The 14,420-nt window shown below is 56.8% G+C and carries 14 protein-coding genes; 4 read left to right on the top strand and 10 right to left on the bottom strand.

Going from position 1 to position 14,420, the window contains the following annotated elements; all coding sequences use genetic code 11:
- Positions 1-40: 40 nt before the first annotated feature.
- The 4 genes from GOW04_RS01685 to GOW04_RS01670 form a co-directional block, all read right to left on the bottom strand.
- Positions 41-1,630, bottom strand: coding sequence for a proline/glycine betaine ABC transporter permease (locus GOW04_RS01685; protein WP_152458503.1), 1,590 nt, complete (start codon positions 1,628-1,630; stop codon positions 41-43).
- Entirely contained in the window at positions 1,623-2,660 is a 1,038-nt protein-coding gene (locus tag GOW04_RS01680) for a glycine betaine/L-proline ABC transporter ATP-binding protein (protein ID WP_171231360.1), read from the bottom strand. Before GOW04_RS01680 ends, GOW04_RS01685 begins: the two co-directional genes overlap by 8 nt.
- A gap of 78 nt (positions 2,661-2,738) precedes the next feature.
- Positions 2,739-3,689, bottom strand: coding sequence for a glycine betaine ABC transporter substrate-binding protein (locus tag GOW04_RS01675; RefSeq protein ID WP_152458505.1), 951 nt, complete (start codon positions 3,687-3,689; stop codon positions 2,739-2,741).
- A gap of 206 nt (positions 3,690-3,895) precedes the next feature.
- Positions 3,896-4,099, bottom strand: coding sequence for a hypothetical protein (locus GOW04_RS01670; protein ID WP_171231359.1), 204 nt, complete (start codon positions 4,097-4,099; stop codon positions 3,896-3,898).
- Between the two features lie 194 nt (positions 4,100-4,293).
- On the opposite strand from GOW04_RS01670, the gene GOW04_RS01665 reads away from it, so the two are divergent.
- From GOW04_RS01665 to GOW04_RS01650, 4 genes are read left to right on the top strand one after another with little or no spacing between them, the layout of a single operon-like run.
- On the top strand, positions 4,294-4,962 hold the full coding sequence (locus GOW04_RS01665) for a cupin domain-containing protein (protein ID WP_171231358.1): 669 nt from the start codon (positions 4,294-4,296) through the stop codon (positions 4,960-4,962).
- A gap of 3 nt (positions 4,963-4,965) precedes the next feature.
- Positions 4,966-5,649 carry an SDR family NAD(P)-dependent oxidoreductase gene (locus tag GOW04_RS01660; RefSeq protein ID WP_171231357.1) on the top strand — a complete coding sequence of 228 codons (684 nt, stop codon included), beginning with the start codon at positions 4,966-4,968 and terminating at the stop codon, positions 5,647-5,649.
- 3 nt (positions 5,650-5,652) lie between these two features.
- Positions 5,653-6,729: an NAD(P)/FAD-dependent oxidoreductase gene (locus GOW04_RS01655; protein ID WP_171231356.1), complete on the top strand. Its 1,077-nt coding sequence runs from the start codon at positions 5,653-5,655 to the stop codon at positions 6,727-6,729.
- The gene (locus GOW04_RS01650; protein WP_171231355.1) at positions 6,720-7,286 is read left to right on the top strand and encodes a TetR/AcrR family transcriptional regulator; all 567 of its coding nucleotides are present in this window, start codon (positions 6,720-6,722) and stop codon (positions 7,284-7,286) included. The genes GOW04_RS01655 and GOW04_RS01650 overlap by 10 nt, the downstream gene beginning before the upstream one ends.
- Before the next feature lie 112 nt (positions 7,287-7,398).
- On the opposite strand, the gene GOW04_RS01645 is transcribed toward GOW04_RS01650, so the two are convergent.
- From GOW04_RS01645 to GOW04_RS01620, 6 genes are read right to left on the bottom strand one after another with little or no spacing between them, the layout of a single operon-like run.
- Positions 7,399-8,553, bottom strand: a complete 1,155-nt coding sequence (locus GOW04_RS01645; protein ID WP_171231354.1) for a Gfo/Idh/MocA family protein — start codon at positions 8,551-8,553, stop codon at positions 7,399-7,401.
- Positions 8,553-9,608 (bottom strand): sugar phosphate isomerase/epimerase, encoded by a 1,056-nt coding sequence (locus GOW04_RS01640; protein WP_171167441.1) that lies wholly within the window; start codon positions 9,606-9,608, stop codon positions 8,553-8,555. The genes GOW04_RS01645 and GOW04_RS01640 overlap by 1 nt, the downstream gene beginning before the upstream one ends.
- 27 nt (positions 9,609-9,635) lie before the next feature.
- Positions 9,636-10,664 carry a LacI family DNA-binding transcriptional regulator gene (locus GOW04_RS01635; protein WP_371808009.1) on the bottom strand — a complete coding sequence of 343 codons (1,029 nt, stop codon included), beginning with the start codon at positions 10,662-10,664 and terminating at the stop codon, positions 9,636-9,638.
- 37 nt (positions 10,665-10,701) lie between these two features.
- Positions 10,702-12,324 (bottom strand): dihydroxyacetone kinase subunit DhaK, encoded by a 1,623-nt coding sequence (locus GOW04_RS01630; protein ID WP_152458513.1) that lies wholly within the window; start codon positions 12,322-12,324, stop codon positions 10,702-10,704.
- A gap of 11 nt (positions 12,325-12,335) precedes the next feature.
- Entirely contained in the window at positions 12,336-13,328 is a 993-nt protein-coding gene (locus GOW04_RS01625) for an ABC transporter ATP-binding protein (protein WP_171231353.1), read from the bottom strand.
- Entirely contained in the window at positions 13,321-14,418 is a 1,098-nt protein-coding gene (locus GOW04_RS01620; RefSeq protein WP_171231352.1) for an ABC transporter ATP-binding protein, read from the bottom strand. The genes GOW04_RS01625 and GOW04_RS01620 overlap by 8 nt, the downstream gene beginning before the upstream one ends.
- Positions 14,419-14,420: the final 2 nt, after the last annotated feature.

The following is a 14,420-nucleotide window of genomic DNA, read 5'->3' as shown; positions in this document are numbered from 1 at the left end:
AAAGAAAAGCGCCCCCGATCAGAACCGGGGGCGTTTGCGTTCAGAGTTTTTCGTCTTCTCGTCGGAACGCGCCCTGCACGATCCGGTCCATGACCATGGCAAGGAACAGGATCGCAAAGCCCCCCAGCAGGCCCGGCCCCTTGGCAGCGTATTGCAGCGCCTCGAGGATTTCCTTGCCCAAACCGCCCCCGCCAATCAGTGAGATGATCACGACCATGGACAGGCACATCAGGATCGTCTGGTTCACACCGGTCATGATCGATGGCAGCGCCAGCGGGATTTCAACATCCTTCAACAGTTGCCATTTCGACGCGCCAAAAGCGACGGCAGCTTCTTTGATGCTTTCCGGAACCCCGCGCATGCCCAGTGCCGTCAGGCGGATCACAGGCGGCATGCCAAAGATGATGGTGGCCAGAATCCCCGGCGGGTTGCCGGTGCCGAAGAAGGCGATGATCGGGATCAGGTAGACGAAGGCGGGAAGCGTCTGCATCAGGTCCAGAACCGGTTCCGCCGCGCGATAAGCGCGCTGCGATTTGCCGAACCAGATACCCAGCGGAATGCCGAAGACGACGCACAGCAACACCGCCGCACCGACCAGAGCAACCGTTTCCATCGCCACGTCCCAATACCCCAGCAACGCGATATAGGCCAGGGAAGACGCGGTGAAGATGGCAACCCTTGGTCCCGCCGCACGCCAGGCCGTCACACAAATGACCAGCATGACCACCGGCCAGGGCGACCCAATCAGTGCAATCGTCAGCGCATCAAGCACCGAGCGCACGCCCGCCACGATCCCGTCAAAGATGTCGCCGCCCGCCGCAGCGGCCGCATCAATCCTGGCCTCCATCCAGTTTGCCAGGCTCGAGAACAGCGTGCCGTTGCCCTCGCCAAGAAACATCGCAGACACTTGCTGTTCCGGGAACGCGTCCAACAATGGAAGGGATGCGTTCACGGTGAACTTGTACACAATCAATGGTCCGATTGCCGCAACAAGGATCGCGCCCATGACGATGTTACGGGTCGAACGCCCACTTTCAGTGCTGTCGGGATCGATGCGCCAGTTCGAATACTGTTTTTCGTAGACGCGGTCGGCATAGAACCCTTGAACCAACTTGAACACCAGCAACATCAACAACCCGGTAATCAGGATTCCTGCCGCCTCAGACTGCGCAGCGGCAGCCCTTTCCAGACTTGTGGCCGCTGCTTTTTGTATGTTCTCGGCCAGTTTGGTGAAACGGTCGATGTCGGCCTGTTCCGTGGCATCCGCTGCGCGCGCCAACAGTTCGGCCGCACGTTCCTGCTGACGCGCAGCGCGCTCGGCGAAATCCGCGCCGGGATTGCCCCACGCGCCCCTGCCGATCTGGACCCACGCGATGATCTCAAGGATCAGAAAGGTCCAGAACATGCCCCAAATGGCGCGTGACGCAGACCAGAATGGCCCCAGCACCGCGGCCCACTTGTTGAACGTGTTTGGAATCGCGCTGGTCGCATCATGAATCTTGTGGAACGCATTGACATAGTAGTCACCGTTCGGACCCGCGAACTCTTTGATGGAAAGGTCCAAGGCCTCGCGATCGACCTCGATATCAGAGGCGGCGGTTACTTTCATCTCTGTTGCAGCATCAGTCATTTTTGCCCCCCTGGATACCGCGCAACAGGCGCGGCTTGGTCACGACACCCACATCGATACCCGCATCCGTGATGACGACCGGCAGATCAGAATTCACGGCCAGGTCGATCAATTGATCCAGATCCGCGCCCTCGTCGGCTCGGGGCGCACCGTCAAGTGGCCCTGAGTAACTGTCCACCGGCTCCATGATGGAATGCGCCTTGACCAGTTTGAGTTTTGAGATGCCCTGAACGAATTCGCGCACGTAATCGTCGGACGGGTTCATGACGATGTCTTCGGGGGTTCCGATCTGTACGATGACGCCATCCTTCATGATCGCAATCCGGTGGCCGATCCGAATGGCTTCGTCCAGATCGTGGGTGATGAACAGAGTGGTTTTTTTGAGCTGCGCCACAAGTGCTTTGAACTGGTCCTGCAACTGCAGGCGGATCAGCGGATCAAGGGCAGAGAACGGTTCATCCATCAACAGGATTTCCGGGTCCGAGGCCAGCGCCCGCGCGATCCCCACGCGTTGCTGCATCCCGCCCGAAAGCTCTTTGGGCAGGCGGTCCTCGTAACCTGTCAGATTCACCAGGCTCAGCGCGTGATCCGAGACGGCCCAGCGCTTTGACTTGGACACCTTTCGGATCTCCAACGGATAGGCCACATTATCGCGCACGGAACGATGCGGCATCAGCGCCATGTGCTGAAAGACCATCCCGATTTGCTGGGCACGAATGCGGCGCAACTCGGAATCCGACAGTTTCGAAACATCGTGACCCAGAATCTCGATCCGACCCGCCGTGGGTTCGATCAATCGATTCACATGTCGCACCAATGTGGACTTGCCCGAGCCGGACAGCCCCATGATACAGAAAATCTCACCCCTCGGCACTTCGAACGTGGCGCCCTGAACGCCGACAACACAGTTGAACCGCTCCAGAACCTCCGGCTTGCCTATGCCTTCGTTTCTGACCGCTTCCATTGCCTCTTCCGCACGCGAGCCGAAGATCTTCCAAACGTTTTCTAATTTTACGACAGGTTCGTCCATTTATCCCCCACAGGGCGATGCCCTGCCCGACAGAAAAAGGCCGCCGCGGTTTTGCGCGACGGCCCAAAGAGTGGTGATTTAGTTGGTCAGCCAGCCGATGACGGTGTCTTCATTCGCAGCCACCCATTCCTTGGCGAAATCCGCAGCTTCGATGTTGTCGACGGCCAGCGCCTTACCCATCGCGCTAAGATCGTCGCCTGTCATCTGGTAGTTGCTGAACAGGGCGGCCACTTCGGGATAGCTCTCTTCCAGTTCCTTGGCGTAGTGCAAGTGAAGCGTTGCTCCGTTCCAGGCCGAGGACGCCTCGGACTTGGACAACCAATCCGGATCATCCGTGGGCTGAACGATTGTCCAGGTGGCCGGATCATGAGGCGGTTCTTCCAGAACCGTCAGATCCTGTGTCACGAAGATATAGTGGGGGCTGTAGCAAAACCCGATCCACGGGTCGCCCGCTTTGGTTGCATTTGCCAGATTGGCATAGGCAATGGTTTCTTCGTATTCCGTCAGCTCGAAGATCTGGTCATAGCCATAGGACTTGGCCCGGATCTTCTCGACAACGGTCGACGCCCAACCCGGCGCACCGATCCATACCTCGGGTGTTCCGTTGCCATCAGTATCAAAGATCGCAACCTTGTCGGGGTCGCTCAGGTCATCGATCGATTTGATGTCATATTGTTCCGCGATATAGGTCGGCACGCACATGCCCTGTTCGGCCTGAACCGGGTTTTGGTTCATGACGACGGTGCCGTTTTCCTTGACATAGGTATCGTGCAGGTTCTGCTGATTGGGCATCCACACTTCCGGATGGACATGCATCGAACCGCTGTCCATCGCCTCGAAGACAATCGGGTTGGTGCCGTTTTGCAATTCCACGTCCAGGCCGAGGTTTTCTTCGATCACGACCTCAAGAATATGTGCCGTGGCGTTCACCGAGGCCCAGTTGGGCACACCGATCACGATATCCGCGGCCATGGCCGGCCCGGCAATCGCGAAAGACGCGCTTCCAAGTAGCGTTGCAATTTTTTTCATCTGATATCTCCGTGTTGGGTAGCTTCCGCGCTTGTTTTTCTCACCCTCTCGGGCGGCGGTGCGCTCAGGTTTTTGGTGTGGAAAGGTAGTGCCTTTCGGTTTTTTGGGGCCAGCAAAATCAAATGCTGACATAGCCCCGAAAGTGAAGCATGCGGATGCGTTGCCCATCAAGGGTTACGTCTTTCTACCTCATGAATGCGATATTATCATAAGTTTGTTTCGGCTTCTTGCAATTCAATGCGGTACTTCCGAAACCTCTGAAACCGAAAATTCCCGCTGATTTCTTGGGCACTGAATTGCCTCGTGCGGAAGGCACAGCCAGTTTCAAAACGGCTTTTGATGCTTTCCTTTTGCAGGAAGCAATTGATATCAAGCAGATATTGCTGCACCTGATAAAGCGTGTCGCGCACGCCCCACCCTCAAAACGAGGCGTGAAACCTCTCCGTGGCGGTTCCGCCACCTGACCGTACGACCAAGCCCCCCCTGACAAGAAACCGTTCAACACTCTGTGAAACGTGTTGAGTATTCTAGTTTTGCAGCTGGCGCTTACCTACCTACTAGTAGATAATATCATGCGTCGTAACCAAGGAAGAGACCTGACCCCATGGAAATCAATTCGGACTTCTCTGACCGCGTTGTCGTTCACTCTGACCAGCTGGAATGGCAGGCCTCTCCCATGAAGGGTGTGGATCGCAGGATGTTGGACAGGATCGGAGGCGAGGTCGCACGGGCCACCACTATCGTGCGTTATGCGCCGGGGAGTCATTTCTCTGCACACACCCATACCGGCGGCGAGGAATTCATTGTCCTTGACGGTGTATTTCAGGATGAACACGGTGACTATCCGGCGGGCACCTATGTGCGCAATCCGCCAACCTCGCAACACACACCGGGGTCGGAACCGGGATGCACGATCTTCGTCAAGCTCTGGCAATTCGACATGAACGACCGAACCCAGTTTCGCAAAAACATGGTGGATGAGCTGCGCGCGCCCGCGAACGGCATCGCCACCGCAGTCCTGCATGAGGATGCGCGCGAGATAGTGACCTACTCCGATCTGGACGCGGGCGCGACGCTGCGCTCGGACGCCCCTGGCGGGATCGAGGTTCTGATAATCGACGGGTCGGTCACCGAAGGCGGGGGCGAACTGGTCAAAAACGATTGGCTGCGCCTGCCTGAAGGCCACAGCCTGACGGCCGTTGCGGGGGCGAACGGGGCCAAGATCTGGATGAAAACAGGCCACCTGCCTTACGCCCAACCGCCGGCGGTGTGACCGATGTCTGAACAAAAACCCTTGGCGCTCGTCGCCGGAGCGGGGGCTGGGCTTGGCCAGGAGTTGGTGTCGCGTTTCCAGGCCGAAGGCATGGTGACCGTGGGTCTGGGCCGAACCCAACCCGACAACCCAATCGGTTCCTTTCATCAGGTCGATCTGTCCGACCCCGACGAAACGGCACCGGTCATAGCCGATTTGATTGCCACTTACGGGCCGCCCAAGATCGTGGTGCACAACACCGCAGAACTGGTGATCTCACCCTTCCTGAAAACAACGCTCAACGATTACCAGCGAAGCTGGACGTCGATGGTGCAAACGCTGATCGTGCTGGCGCAATCGGTGATGCAGCCGATGGTCCGTGGCGGTGGCGGAACCTTGATCGTGTCGGATGCAACCGCCTCTCTGCGCGGTGGTGCACAGTTTTCAGCATTTGCTTCGGCCAAGTTTGCCCTGCGCGGGCTGACACAATCGCTTGCACGAGAGTTTCAACCGGCGGGCGTGCATATCACGCATTTCATTCTGGACGGCATAATCGACACGGCCCGGTCACGCGACCGGCACAGTCTGGACCCAGCCAAAATGATGAAGCCCGAAGATATTGCCGAGGTATATTGGCAACTGGCGCAACAACCCAGGTCGACTTGGACCCACGAGCTGGACCTGCGTCCTTCAACTGAGGGGTTCTGATCCATGCGCACCGATACGCTCATCATCGGCGGCGGGCTTTCTGGGCTCAGCCTGGCGACACAGCTTGTGGATCAGGGTCAGGAAGTTCTGGTTGTTGAGGCGCGCAGCCGTCTGGGCGGACGCATTCTGACCGAGGTTCAGGGGAACGCCCATCTGGACATGGGTCCGGCTTGGTTCTGGCCCGGGCAGCCACGTATCGCAGCGCTGACAGACCGGCTGGGCCTGCACCGGTTTGACCAATTCAGTTCCGGCGCGCTGAGTTTCGAAGATGAACAGGGCCGTGTTGAGCGGGGCCGCGGGTTTTCATCCATGGAAGGGTCATATCGTCTGGTCGGGGGGCTCGCTGCTTTGACAGATGCGCTGTCGGCACGGTTGCCGGATGGGGCAATTCACCTGTCCACGCAGATCACCGCCTTGGCCTGCACCGAAGGTGGGGTTCGGGTCACCACGCAATCTGGGCAGCATATTTTGGCAAACCGTGTGGTACTTGCCGTGCCCCCACGCATCGCGGCCGAGTTGATCTATGAGCCCGCCCTGCCCGATGGCACGTTGTCAGCCATGCGGCACATCGCGACCTGGATGGCCGGGCAGGCCAAAGCGGTTGCGGTCTATGACACTCCGTTCTGGCGCGAAGACGGACTGTCAGGGGATGCTATGAGCCGGCACGGTCCCATGGTGGAAATCCACGACGCGTCGCCTGCCAGCGGTGGTCCCTTCGCGCTGTTCGGTTTCATCGGCATCCCCGCGCAAGCTCGCCGGGATGAAGGGGATTTGCGGCAGCAGGTTCTGGCTCAGCTGGGGCGATTGTTCGGGCGCAAGGCGACCAGCCCCGGCGCGCTTTTGCTAAAAGACTGGGCGTTTGATCGCTTCACAGCGACCGACCTGGACCTTCAGCCCGTATATGCCCATCCGCAGTACGGCATGCCGAAGGCCATGACACGGATCTGGGAAGACCGGATCATTTTCAGTGGCACCGAAACAGCCGCGCAATTTGGGGGATATCTGGAAGGTGCATTGGAAGCAGCAGAAAACACCGCGGCATTGTTGAGCGCAAATAGGATGAACGTGGTATGGAACTAGATACAAAAACCGCTTTGCTGAATTCTGCCGAATTTGCCGTACGCAGCAAAGGCTTCGACGGCTTCAGCTATGCCGACCTCGCCAATGATGTGGGCATCCGCAAGGCATCGATCCACTATCACTTCCCGACCAAAGCCGCGCTGTCAGCCGCTTTAATGACACGCTACCATACCGAGTCTACGGGACGCTGCGACGAGATCGAGGAAACTTGTGACACGGCGGGCGGGCGTATGCGTGCGCTGATCGCGCTGTATCGCGCGGCTTTGAACGACGGAAAAACCCTGTGCTTATGTGTGTCGCTGATCATCAGCCGGGAAAGCTTGTCGAATGAGGTCACCGACAAAATCCGCGAGTTCCGGCGCATGATGACCCGGTGGATCGAGAATGTCTTTGCGCTTGGCAAAACCGATCATTCGATCACTGGCGTTGAAGATCCGAAAGCAGAAGCACGCGCGGCATTGGCCTTGCTGGAAGGCGCTCATCTGACGGCGCGGGCCGAGAATAGCGCCCAAACCTTTGATGACGCCGTGGAAGTGCTAGCAGCACGTTGTTTGTGACACGGCCTAAGTTAGCTTATACAAAATGGCCGCGTCGATTGTTGAGGCGCCTGCCCGCCTCAACCCGGTTTTTCATACGAGGCCGGCAATTCAACCCGCAAAGCAGAAAGCCTCACTCCAGCTTTACCCAGGCCGAATTTCTGGCAGAGCTTTGCACGCATGCGGCCACAAACCTGACGCCTTCAAGCCCATCCCGGACCGTTGGATAGACAACGGATGCGTCAGGTGAACTTCCGTTTCTGAACGCCAGTATGGCTTCGGCTGCTTCGCCATAGATATTGGCGAACCCTTCCAAGTAACCTTCGGGGTGTCCCGGGGGCACTCTGCTGAGCCGATTGGCCGCATCCCCTGCCGCAGCCCCATTTCGGGTGATCAGACGCTTTGACTCTCCGTAAGGAGTAAACCAAAGATAGTTCGGGTCTTCCTGAGCCCACTCGATGCCGCCCTTTTCGCCGTACACACGCAATCGCAGAGCGTTTTCGTTACCGGGCGCAACCTGCGAAGACCACAGCATGCCACGGGCTCCGCCTTGGAACCTCAGCAACACATGCGCGTTATCGTCGACCTGACGACCCGGCACAAAAGCCTGCAAATCCGCCGCAAGGCTTTCTGCCCTCATTCCAGTTACAAAGCAGGCAATATTATACGCATGAGTTCCAATATCACCGGTTGATCCTCCGGCACCGGAGCGTTCCGGATCAGTCCTCCACTCGGCCTGCTTGAAATCCTGCGGCTCGGTCAGCCAGTCTTGGGGATACTCAACCTGAACCACGCGGATTTTTCCGATATCCCCGTTGGCAACCATCTCACGCGCTTGCCGAACCATTGGATAGCCCGTGTAGTTGTGGGTAAGGATGAACAGCGCGTTTGAGTTTTCAGCGGTTTTGACCAGTTTCTTCGCATCACCAAGGGTCGACGTAAGCGGCTTATCGCAAATCACGTGAATGCCGCGTTTCAGAAACTCACGCGCGGCAGCATAGTGAACGTGATTTGGCGTGACGATCGAAACCGCTTCGATCCCGGATTTCAAACGCGCTTCTCGCATCGCCATCTGCTTGAAGTCATCGTAAACCCGCTCGAGGCCCAGCGCCTCGCCGCTTTCCCGAGATTTTTCGGGCGTCGAGGACAACGCGCCTGCAACCAGCTCGAACTTGTCATCCAGTCGCGCAGCTATGCGGTGGACACCGCCGATAAAAGCATCGTTTCCACCGCCGACCATACCAAGGCGAATGCGCCCCGCTCTTTCTTCGTTGCGTCCTGTTACCATCAGCCTATCCCCAGCATTTTCCGATTGGCCGCTTCGTCGGTGCCGCCGTCGGCAAAGTCGTCAAAGGCCTTCTCGGTCACGCGAATAATATGATCAGAAACGAACTGCGCACCTTCACGCGCGCCGTCCTCGGGATGTTTCAGGCAGCATTCCCATTCGACCACGGCCCAGCCATCAAAGTCGTTTGCCGCCATCTTGGAAAAGACAGCCCCGAAATCCACCTGTCCATCGCCAAGTGACCTAAACCGCCCTGCCCGATCGACCCAGCTTTGATAGCCGGAATAGACACCTTGCCTTCCGGTCGGATTGAACTCGGCATCCTTTACGTGAAACATCCGGATGCGGTCTTTATAGATGTCGATATTGTCAAGGTAATCGAGGCATTGCAGGACATAATGCGACGGGTCGTACAGCATGCACGCCCGCGCATGGTTGCCTGTTCGTTCAAGGAACATTTCGTATGTCACCCCGTCATGAAGATCCTCGCCGGGGTGGATTTCATAGCAAACATCAACGCCACAGTCTTCGGCGTGGTCCAAAATCGGCACCCAACGACGGGCAAGCTCATCAAATGCGGTTTCAATCAGACCAGCAGGACGTTGGGGCCAAGGATACACGTAAGGCCAGGCCAGCGCGCCAGAGAATGTTGCATGAGCCGAGATTCCCAAATTCCGAGAAGCTGAAAGCGCTTTCTTGACCTGATCAACGGCCCATTCCTGCCGGGCTTTGGGGTCTCCCCTGACGCTTTCGGCCGCAAAACCATCAAACGCCGTATCATAGGCCGGGTGAACAGCGACAAGTTGGCCTTGCAGGTGCGTCGATAATTCCGTGACTTCAACGCCGTTCTCTTGGGCTTTGCCCTTGAAGTCATCGCAATAGTCTTTGCTTGTCGCGGCCGTTTCAAGGTCGAACAACCGCCCGTCCCAACTGGGCACTTGAACGCCCCTGTATCCGCAATCCGCCGCCCATTTGGTTATGGCGTCCCATGAATTGAACGGCGCTTCGTCACCGGCAAATTGTGCAAGAAATAATGCAGGCCCTTTGATCGTCTTCATTCAGTTTCCTCCCCGAAACCAATGCCTCTATGGCGGCAAGTTTTCCTTCAGATAGATGTCGATGCGGATGCGTTCCTGTGATTTGTTGAAAGGGACTTTGTCCGATGTTGCACGCAACAGACGCACGGCGGACCGCACCAGATGCCCGGAGTCCTGCGAGATCAGCGCGTCAAAGGTGCCACGGCGAAGCGCATCACGACTAAGCGGCGTGAGTTCATGCGCGATAATGACCAGATCCTTGCTGATCCTGCTCTCTGACAGAAATTGAACCAAACCCGCATTGCCCGCGGCGGAAGAGTATATTCCGACCAGGTCAGGGTAGGTTTCAAATATCCCAGGCATCATCTTGTAGATCAGATCCGGGTCATCCCTGCCCTCGACAGACGCCACGACTTCCAGATGAGGGAATTCTTCAGCGACAACAAGATCAAATCCCTGGCGCCGCTCCAGATGATCACGTGCCAAACGTGAGCCCGTCAGAACCAAAACCTTACCCGGACGATGCACAAAGCGCCCCATCAACTGAGCTGCGGTTCGCCCGGCCGAAACGTTATCGATCCCGACAAAATGATCTCTGTCCGAGCTTGGCAAGTCGGACACCAATGCAACCACTGGAATGCCTTTGTCCCTGACCCTCTTCACAGCGTCGCGGACCGAAGGCGTTTCCGGCCCGAATACGGCCACTCCGTCGACGTTCAGGCGGTCGACCCCATCCAGAATGTTGACTATGTCCTGAGGCTCGAACGGAGCGACCTTTTTTATCGTGACCCGTGTTCTTTCGATGAACTGATCGCGCGATTGTTCAGCTATCTGATCGCATATTGCCTCGACAAATTCATTACCGGCATCCGGCAGAATAAAGACGAAATTGTAGACACGGTTCCGCGCGAGGTTGGCAGCAGCGGTGTCGCGCACATACCCAAGTTCATCAATCGCCTTTTGCACTTTCTGCACGGTCACCGCCCGCACACCGGGACGCCTGTTCAAGACCCGGTCAACAGTCGCCAGACTGACACCCGCAACGCGCGCGATGTCGTTTACGGTTGGCTTTTTCACCAATTCTAGTTTTTGCTTTTGGTCTTCCACGTGTCTTTCAGCCCTCAATCTCCCGTGCCAAGCCTTCGAACAACAATGCAACAGCTTCTGCACCCGGGTCGTTATGTCCGATCAGGTTTTCTTCGGGAACATAGGCTGCACGGCCTGCTTTGGCACGATGAATATTTGCGGTTTTGTCAGCACCTTCGCGCGCGGCTTTCGCGGCTTGCACCAGCCCTGAAGGTAGCGCCTCAAGCGCAGGTGCCAGAGCATCAATCATTGTCCTGTCGCCAACTTTGGCCCCACCTACTTGGCTGACCCGGTTCAGACCTTCGACCAAAGACTTTGATATGGAAGCGCCACTGGCACAGGCGTCTCCGGCGGCATTGAAAAAGATCGCCAGGATCACACCGGAAGATCCCCCCATGGTCTGGCTCAGCTCATTGCCCAGCGCGGGAAACAATTGCGTCAGGTCCGCAAGAGGCATTCGATCCAGGCTTCCCTGCAAAGATCTGGCTGCTGTCGCCAAGGTACTGCCCGTATCTCCATCTCCGGATTTCGCGTCCAATTCGTTCAGGTCTTTCTCGGCTTGGATCAGCAGTTCGGCCAAGCGATTTATTGTTTCCTTGGTCGCCGGGTTGTTCGACGGGATGGGGTCAATCGGGGTCAAACCATCTGGCAAAGGAGCAATTCGAACCGGCTTTATCGTTTTGACCCCTGGCCATGCCACCAACTCGACCGGTTCTTCCAGCGCCAACAAGTCACTCGGATCAACCGGCAGAATCGAAACAGAAAATCCATGCATGTCCAGCGAAGTCATCAGCGGTGCCGGACCGATAATATGTCCCGCGATACCGGTTTCGGACAAGGCGTGCGTCAAAACAGACATCTCAAGCGGTGTTGTAGACCCCAAATTGTTTACCAGCGCCACGCAGTCACCCGCCCCCACTCGCTGCTGCAACTTTTCCACGACGGTGGACATTGCGGTCACGGCATTTGCGAACTCCACCTGCTCAACACCTGGCTCGCCGTGAATACCCAACCCGAGCTCTGCTTTGCCGGGGGCAATCCTGTCTTCTTTCGGGGAACCCGGAACGGTGCAGGTGTCCAAACTCATCCCGATACTGACTACTTTCTCGACTACGTTCTTAGCGGCCTTGGTTACAGTTTCCAGATCAGCCCCACGTTCTGCCAATGCTCCGGCAATCTTGTGCACGAACAAGGTCCCTGCCACGCCACGCGGTTGCGGAAGGTCAGGAAGGGCGATGTCATCATCGACCACCACCATTTCCACCTTGCGCCCCAATGCGCGGGCGCGCTCGGCCGCCAGTCCAAAATTCAGCCGGTCGCCAGTATAATTCTTGACGATCAGCAAACACCCCGCCTCACCGGTCACGGCCAGAATGCCCGCCAGGACAGCTTCTACCGATGGGGAAGCGAAAACCTCTCCGCATACGGCCGCAGTTAACATTCCCGCGCCCACAAACCCGGCATGGGCAGGTTCGTGGCCGGAACCTCCGCCCGAAACCAGGGCGACTTTCGATTTGTCCCAATCCGATCTGTAGACAACTTTGATATGAGGGTACCCATCCAATCTGGTCAGTGCCCCACCTGAGGATGCAAGAAGACCATCTATCGCCTCGGTCACGAGGGTTTCTTTTGTGTTGAGGAACTGGGCCATGCTTTTGCTCCTTAATTCACGCGCGCGCCGGACGCGTCAAAATACAACGGGTTTCGTGGGCTAATTTTGATAGTCTTACCTGCGGGGTAATCTTGATGGACATCGATCAGCGTCACGACCGGGTGGCCATTCAAGTCCAGATGAAGTCGGGTTTGGTCACCCAGGTGTTCGGCACGTATCACGCGCGCGTCACTGCCTTCGCCTTCAATGATGTTTTCCGGGCGAAGACCAATCTGCAGGCCCTTGTGATCTCCTCCGAACAACTCCGACGGAAGGATATTTATCCGCGGCAGACCCAATCGACTGGCAACATAAACACTGCACGGGTTTTCATAGATGTCCCTTGGCGTGCCGTACTGAACCAGCCTGCCCTCTTCCAGAACTCCGATATGCGTTGCCATTGTCATGGCCTCAACCTGATCATGAGTCACATACAAAAGCGTAGACCCAAGGTCGGCCTGAATTCTCTTGAGCTCGACGCGCAGATCCGCTCTCAGCTTGGCATCCAGTGAACTAAGCGGCTCGTCCATCAAGAAAATTTGGGGATCCCGCACCAATGCGCGGCCAATCGAAACACGCTGCATCTCTCCGCCGGACAATTCCGTGGCCTTGTTGTCCAGCTTGTTCGGGATTTGCAGGATTTCCGCGACTTCGTTCACCTTTTTCTTGATCTGATCCTCAGGGGTTTTCAGGATCGGCGAACGCAGTGGAAACGACAGATTCTCGCGTACCGTCATATGCGGGTACAGCGAATATTGCTGAAAAACCATCGCCACATCGCGTTGGGCAGGCGTTTCCAGGCCAACATCTCGGCCGGCGATGCGTACCGATCCCGAATCCATCTTCTCGAGTCCGGAAATCAATCGAAGCGTTGTCGTTTTTCCCGCACCTGTCGGACCCAAAAGCACGACGAAGGCACCATCGGGAATTGTCATCGAGATACCGTCGACGGCTTGAACAGTTCCGAATGACTTCGAGATGCTCTGCAAAATGACTTCAGCCATTGCTCAGCACCTCTTCGTTCAGGGCGGATTTCAGCGCCCGGCCCGTGGAGCGCTCAAAAAGAGTCACCGTTGTCGAACGGAAATCCAATCCCACGGTTTCACCCGGCGCAACCTTTTCACCTGCGCCGATGCGGGCCTTCAACTCACCGTTCGGGCTTTGCAATGTCACGATCTGGGTTGTCCCCAGGTATTCAGCTGCCAGAACTTGGGCCCTATAGTCGCTGTCGTCGGACAAAAACACATGTTCCGGCCGGACACCGAAGACCAGTTCCCCTTCCGCCCCCTCCATCAGCTTCGGGACCGCTTCGTCATGGCCGTTCAGCCTGACCCTTTCAGAGCCGGGTGCCACTTTTCCCTGAAACAGCAAGAAGTTCATTGACGGAGATCCTATGAAATCCGCCACAAACATGGTCGCAGGTTTGTCGTAGATTTCTTGCGGCGTTCCGAATTGTTCGATCACTGCGTTATTCATGACAACAATCTTGTCGCCCATCTGCATGGCCTCTAGCTGATCGTGTGTGACGTAAACCGTTGTCGCTCCCATGCGATCGTGAAGCGCGCGCAACTCTTCAGCCATATGCTCGCGAAATTCGGCGTCCAAAGCGCCGAGAGGTTCGTCCATCATGAACGCTTTGGGCTCGCGAACGATCGCCCGCCCAAGTGCCACGCGCTGCCTGTCGCCACCCGAAAGCCCCCCCACCGGGCTTTCCAGAATGTCAGTTATCCCCAGAATTCCGGCAACTTCTTCGACTTTGGCTTTGACGGCCGCACGTGACATGCCTTGTGAAATCAGTGGATAGCTGATGTTCTTGCGAACATTCATGTGCGGATACAGCGCGAACATCTGGAAAACGAACGCTATGTCACGTTCTGAAGGCGGCTTTTGGCTGATTTCCTCACCATCCAGATAGATTTCGCCGGAAGTCGGAAGTTCCAGCCCCGCAATCATCCTGAGCGTTGTCGTCTTTCCACATCCCGACGGACCAAGCAGCATGAAAAACTCACCGTCCTCAATTGTAAAAGAGCTTTCGCGTACAGCAGTGAAATCGCCGAACATCTTCTTTACGTTTTTGACTATGATCTGGGCCATTT

The sequence above is a fragment of the Ruegeria sp. HKCCA4812 genome (assembly GCF_013034245.1).
Classification (GTDB): domain Bacteria; phylum Pseudomonadota; class Alphaproteobacteria; order Rhodobacterales; family Rhodobacteraceae; genus Ruegeria.
Note: the sequence above shows the minus strand (reverse complement) of the source record. Positions and strands in the feature narration are given on the sequence as shown.